Raw genomic sequence first — 4,990 nt, forward strand, 5'->3', positions numbered from 1 at the left:
CTATAATACAATCCCAAAAAGCATCCCAGTTTTCCCCGTACAAATTAGGAAACTCAAGCTTCTCTTTAAGAAGTAAATGCAATTCTTTTGCATTATAAACATTGCTTACATCTATGGTAATAATTGATTCATGTGCATTACTCAATTATATATATATAAATCATGCTTAGTTAAATTGGGTTGATTTTATAAGGAGTCAAAAACCTCTAAATGTTTATTTTATAATTATATAAATAATCCTAACATCTCCAAAAATTGATATAATGATACAGTTATTAATAGCAATCAGGGAGATATACAGCATGAACTATACACATATGCCAAAAGAAATAGGAATGATTAAGCGGACTCCATTCGCTTCAATACCGAAGAAATTCATCGGTATTGGTAAGATTGTTAAAAAACAAACAAAAGTGGAGCGCCCTACATTAACTCAAGACAAACAAGAAATTATTGAAAACAAGTTACTATGTTCATTTCTTTCTGAAGAGAAGGTATTGATTACTTATTATAGAGATGGTCATTTACTTACTAGATATGTGACTGTAACTGACATAAATCCGATAAAGAATTTAATAACTTGCACTGATGCATCTTATAACAGAGTTTTCCTTAAATTTATAGATGTAATTGATTTGAGATAAAAAACATACAGTTTTTCAAATATATCCAGGAATAAAAATGAAAGAATCTTGTATTCTAGGTTAAATACAGATAGAGAAAAAGTGTAAGTTCTTGTGAGAATTAGCAAGATAAAGGCTGTTTGTTTAGGTTTTGGACTGTCTGTTATGGTTATCGAATTTACAAATACAAAAGAGGAACAGAACACAATAGAGAAAACTAAAGAAGCATTTAGATAATAGTTGAAAACGCCCGATTAAGGACGGCTTCAACTATTATCTAACTTTGATATATTCATACCACCATTTACCACCTGATCAAGTATCCACCCACCAAGTAATCTTATCTAACTCTGTATTAGGTAGGACATCGGTTTGGATATAACACAGTCCAGAAAGTGAATCAACATTAACGCTACCTTTTATTCCTCGTTCTGCCATAGCTTGAATAGCTTCATCTAAGGAGTTAGTATCGAATCCACCTGACTTAACATATTGATATCCACATTAGAACCGCCGTTTCCTTCACAATTCCCAACAGTTTGTCCCGTTAGAGCGTATAGTCATCCCCCCCTCCTTATGGTAATTCCTTTTGTAAATCTTTTTATTTAAATGTATAATTGTATGAAAAGTTCTAAAACTTTGAATCGAGGTGAAAAGCATGAGAAGTTTTGGCTCATTAATGATCTCTACTATCTRCTCAATAATCCTTATAATTTGGAATGCCTATTCCTTCTATGATGGATTCACGATGGGACATACGTATTACTGGGTTAATGGCATCGCAGCTGTTATCTTCTTTCTATTCTTTATCGTAAACATGCGAGAGATCTGCAAGAAAAACTATAGAACCTCAGAACAATAGGAGTTGATACATATGTGGAAAAAAATTAAGAATTATAGATTGAGCTTAAAAGATTTAAAGTTCATGTTATGGCTGTTCGGTATTACATGCTTTATATACAGCTACAATTTCATTGTAGGACTTGCTTTTGTCCACAAATTCCAAGTTTATGATTTAGGTGGTGCTATAGCGACATTCGCCGCATTTATGGATACTAGAAATAGGATTAAAAATAAAAATTATAAAGCAGCTTAATATAAAAAGGATCCTTTGCGGTTTCCTTTTTTCTATGTAAAATAAAAAAGCATCGAATTCGCTACTTTAATTGTTTGTTGTTTGCTTCTATTTCTTCTTCATTAAATGATTTTTGTACATTTCTTTTTAAATCCAATCCTTTATAAACAAGTTCCTTGAACTCTTTCATAGATAATGGATCATTCAATACTTCCCATAATCCTATCAATTCTGTATATTTAGGTGTCTCCGTAACATACTCGTGTGATTTAACTGTTTCGAAGTGTCTATGGAATTCCCAATGACATTCTTCGCATACATAGTAGAACCCGGAACACCTGTCATTTACACTCAAACTATTTTCTATTCTATGGTTTCCTAGCCCCATTGTTATTCCTCGCTTTCTACTTGTAAATTTCTATTTCAATTGAATATGCAATATTTCATATTTAATTATTGTAATATTTCTTTATTAACTACCATTTTCTAGTTCATCATTAATATCCATTGATAAATCAACGTTTGTAATTTAATTCCTTATATTAAACCCCGACAAGATACTTTTAAACACTTTATTCAAATAATTATATTGGAATTTCTTGTTCTACACATCTATACGTGTTTTGTGTATTATATAGCAGAAGAGTAAGGTAAGAGTTACTCTTTGCCATTTTAGAAAAGGTTCTGTTGGAGACAACAGGACCTTTTTTGTTCGAATTTCAATAAAACAATTCTTAAATTCCATCTCATTGGAAATAACTATATAATGAAACTGATTAAATATTAGGAGTGYTATTAATGKYTGATATAATYCGWCTCTTAATYATCATGATGATTGCAACCTTTTTATTTTCTTCCATAATAATGGAGTTTAAAAAACCTCAMAAAAGYATGTTTTGGTTCTCAATTGAAGTCTTGTCTCTCCTCGGAGTTTTACTGCTAATAAAGGAATTTTTTATCAATCATATAACATAGTCCTCTGAATAAAATTCAATATTCCGTCAATACTGAAGACAACCGATTAAGTTACTTTCTCCTTGTTCCCCCTTGGAGAACCGAGCAGTTAGCTTTTGCTGACTGTTCTTTTGTTTGAAATTAAAATAGCGTTTTTGTTCCAAATGATGCCCTCATTAATTCGGACACATTTACCATTATTTTTACCGAAAAATTCATGATATCGTTAATTAGTCGAGTACGTCATTACTTGACGATTACTCTTAGGAGCCCCGCAGACAATCGGGGTTTCTTTTATTTAAAGCCATTTTTTCTTTTAGGGTGATATAGTCCTTAAGATCTTGTTAAACCAGTGTAATTACGGTTGGAACTTCATTCTGTTTGACACATATCCCCAGGCTATCTGGACATGATAAAAGATGAGGTGACTGACATGAAGGATAAAATATTAGAATTAGTACCAGGATCGGTAAAAAAATTACTCCAGAAAAAAGTTAAAGATGGAAACCGATGCATCATTGATTTGGTTGTGGATGATGCAACTGCTTATGGATTTGAACCGGAGCAAGTAATCCCCTGTATCATGGCGGGTTATTATGTTTATGAATCTACCACCTATCCCAGTGAAATGGAGGAAGAATGGAAGCTGAACTTGGTTTTTCATGCGGCCAATCGCTCGGCAATGAAGCTTCTGTCTTATGGGAAGTATAAAGCGAAACAATCTGAAAGTGGATGGATGAGATATACAAATCCATAAGGTTTACTTAACATACMCTAACTAGCTTGGTGAGCATGAGGCAACGTCACATGCCCATCGACTTGAGATTTTGAAATACCCCAAAGTATTTTGGTGAAAAAAAGCAACATTTAAGTTCCTTATGACATTTTTCTAATATAAGTTGTAACATTGCCTAAACAACAACTACCTTGTGGATTGTTTACTTCACAACCACATCGATTTTCTCTTATGTTTTCGCGAATATGCTCTACTGGATTAGGAGTAAGTCCATTTTCTACATATTGTTTGATTTTTTCTTTTGTCCAATCAAAACAATAGCAAATTGGTGTAGTTGCTGAGTCATCTTTTTGATTTACAGCTACCTTTATGTCAGATACAAAGTATTTTTTATTATTCGTATCAAAATAGACTACATCACAATCTTCGTTTGAACAAAAATAGTGATTTTCTTTAGCATTTAATGTTTCTAATGCCGATGGTTTAAGCAATGATTTTAGTGTAATCAACTTTACATTCTTAGCTTTATTTTTACATGATGGACAATGACCATTATTTTCAATTTTTATTCCTTTAAGGTTACTACAACAATCTTCCATTATTCTCCCACCTTTACAATTTATTATTTTTTATAAATATTCTTCTACTTTCTTTTCTGAATCTATTAAAGTTTCGATAATAAGATATTGCATCTGTCTCACCTCATATAAAGTATAAACCCTGTGCCATAGTACAGGGTCAAGGAAAGTATTATTTACTATATTATCGATTTACTTTCTTAAAATAAACTGTCATTATTCAATAAGTCTTTTTCAACAATATACTCCGATTGCGAAATTCTAAAACTACATTTAGGGCGATTAACCTTTATCACCTCGTAACTCTTTACTACAACATTTTACAAAAAACGCTGTTATTAAAATAATATTTCCTATACTCAAAACAAGTAATTGATCGAGTGCAATCACATCACGAAAAATCCAACGAGAAACAAAACCGAAGCTAGACATGCACACACATATAAAACCAAAATAATTTAACCATCTATGTACATTTTTCATTCATCCCCCTCCTTAAACTTGCATTTTATCATTCCCTCCTGTTTTTAGGTGTGAGTGCTGGCTAGTCGTGTGGTGATACCCCTATATAGGGATTTTTCTTTTTTCTCAATGACCAATATTACTTAACATGGTAAAATAATATTTGGACGTGAGTCCAATATTATTAAAATTAAGATGGTTCAAGTCGGAGAAAGGCACCTTARKGTGTCTTTTYTTTATTTTCAAAAGGACCTGCTCAATTATTGCGTAAAAAACATAAAGTAAATTGAATCCGTTAAAATACATGAGTGACCCCTTGTTTTCCCCTCTTATTAAAGGAGGAACTATTATGGGATTTGGTGGTAGTTGTRGYRGYTGTGGCGGCGGCTTTGCTTTATTAGTWGTATTGTTTATTTTATTRATCATWGTTGGAGCTTCTTGCTTCTGCTAAAAAACTATCGGAAAAGACACTCTTATATGGGTGTCTTTTCTTTGTAATAAAAAACTCTCCATAAAGGAAAGTTTTTAAGTTTATACATTCAAGTCATCCAAATTAGTTATT

General features: G+C 32.0%; 10 protein-coding genes and 1 pseudogene. 6 read left to right on the top strand and 5 right to left on the bottom strand.

Annotated features, from left to right (window positions below):
• Positions 1-145 (bottom strand): barstar family protein (locus AC1DJR_RS17165; protein ID WP_477003104.1); only part of this gene is annotated, 145 nt, incomplete at its 3' end.
• Between the two features lie 157 nt (positions 146-302).
• On the opposite strand from AC1DJR_RS17165, the gene AC1DJR_RS17170 reads away from it, so the two are divergent.
• Entirely contained in the window at positions 303-644 is a 342-nt protein-coding gene (locus tag AC1DJR_RS17170) for a YolD-like family protein (protein WP_002035052.1), read from the top strand.
• A gap of 93 nt (positions 645-737) precedes the next feature.
• Complete coding sequence (locus AC1DJR_RS17175) at positions 738-860, top strand: hypothetical protein (protein ID WP_003187628.1); 123 nt, start codon at positions 738-740, stop codon at positions 858-860.
• Positions 861-938: 78 nt separating this feature from the next.
• On the opposite strand, the pseudogene AC1DJR_RS17180 reads toward AC1DJR_RS17175, so the two are convergent.
• Positions 939-1,183: pseudogene (locus AC1DJR_RS17180) on the bottom strand (N-acetylmuramoyl-L-alanine amidase C-terminal domain-containing protein); the annotation flags it as partial.
• 98 nt (positions 1,184-1,281) lie between these two features.
• Between AC1DJR_RS17180 and AC1DJR_RS17185 the strand changes: the two are divergent.
• Together AC1DJR_RS17185 and AC1DJR_RS17190 are read left to right on the top strand one after the other, a co-directional pair.
• Positions 1,282-1,485, top strand: coding sequence for a hypothetical protein (locus tag AC1DJR_RS17185; RefSeq protein ID WP_477003101.1), 204 nt, complete (start codon positions 1,282-1,284; stop codon positions 1,483-1,485).
• A gap of 12 nt (positions 1,486-1,497) precedes the next feature.
• Complete coding sequence (locus AC1DJR_RS17190) at positions 1,498-1,719, top strand: hypothetical protein (RefSeq protein ID WP_002125677.1); 222 nt, start codon at positions 1,498-1,500, stop codon at positions 1,717-1,719.
• 61 nt (positions 1,720-1,780) lie between these two features.
• On the opposite strand, the gene AC1DJR_RS17195 is transcribed toward AC1DJR_RS17190, so the two are convergent.
• The gene (locus AC1DJR_RS17195; protein ID WP_477003102.1) at positions 1,781-2,086 is read right to left on the bottom strand and encodes a hypothetical protein; all 306 of its coding nucleotides are present in this window, start codon (positions 2,084-2,086) and stop codon (positions 1,781-1,783) included.
• A 999-nt stretch (positions 2,087-3,085) separates the two neighbouring features.
• Between AC1DJR_RS17195 and AC1DJR_RS17200 the strand changes: the two genes are divergently transcribed.
• Positions 3,086-3,409, top strand: a complete 324-nt coding sequence (locus AC1DJR_RS17200; protein ID WP_002110670.1) for a hypothetical protein — start codon at positions 3,086-3,088, stop codon at positions 3,407-3,409.
• 119 nt (positions 3,410-3,528) lie between these two features.
• Here the strand turns inward: AC1DJR_RS17200 and AC1DJR_RS17205 are convergent, their stop codons facing one another.
• Together AC1DJR_RS17205 and AC1DJR_RS17210 are read right to left on the bottom strand one after the other, a co-directional pair.
• Positions 3,529-3,987: a putative iron-sulfur cluster-binding metallochaperone gene (locus AC1DJR_RS17205; protein WP_000389113.1), complete on the bottom strand. Its 459-nt coding sequence runs from the start codon at positions 3,985-3,987 to the stop codon at positions 3,529-3,531.
• 261 nt (positions 3,988-4,248) lie between these two features.
• The gene (locus AC1DJR_RS17210) at positions 4,249-4,449 is read right to left on the bottom strand and encodes a hypothetical protein (RefSeq protein ID WP_410589202.1); all 201 of its coding nucleotides are present in this window, start codon (positions 4,447-4,449) and stop codon (positions 4,249-4,251) included.
• Positions 4,450-4,777: 328 nt separating this feature from the next.
• Here AC1DJR_RS17210 and AC1DJR_RS17215 point away from each other — a divergent pair, with 328 nt between their 5' ends.
• Complete coding sequence (locus AC1DJR_RS17215; RefSeq protein ID WP_477003103.1) at positions 4,778-4,879, top strand: YjcZ family sporulation protein; 102 nt, start codon at positions 4,778-4,780, stop codon at positions 4,877-4,879.
• Positions 4,880-4,990 lie beyond the last annotated feature (111 nt).

Source organism: Bacillus sp. 05T31, assembly GCF_056396725.1.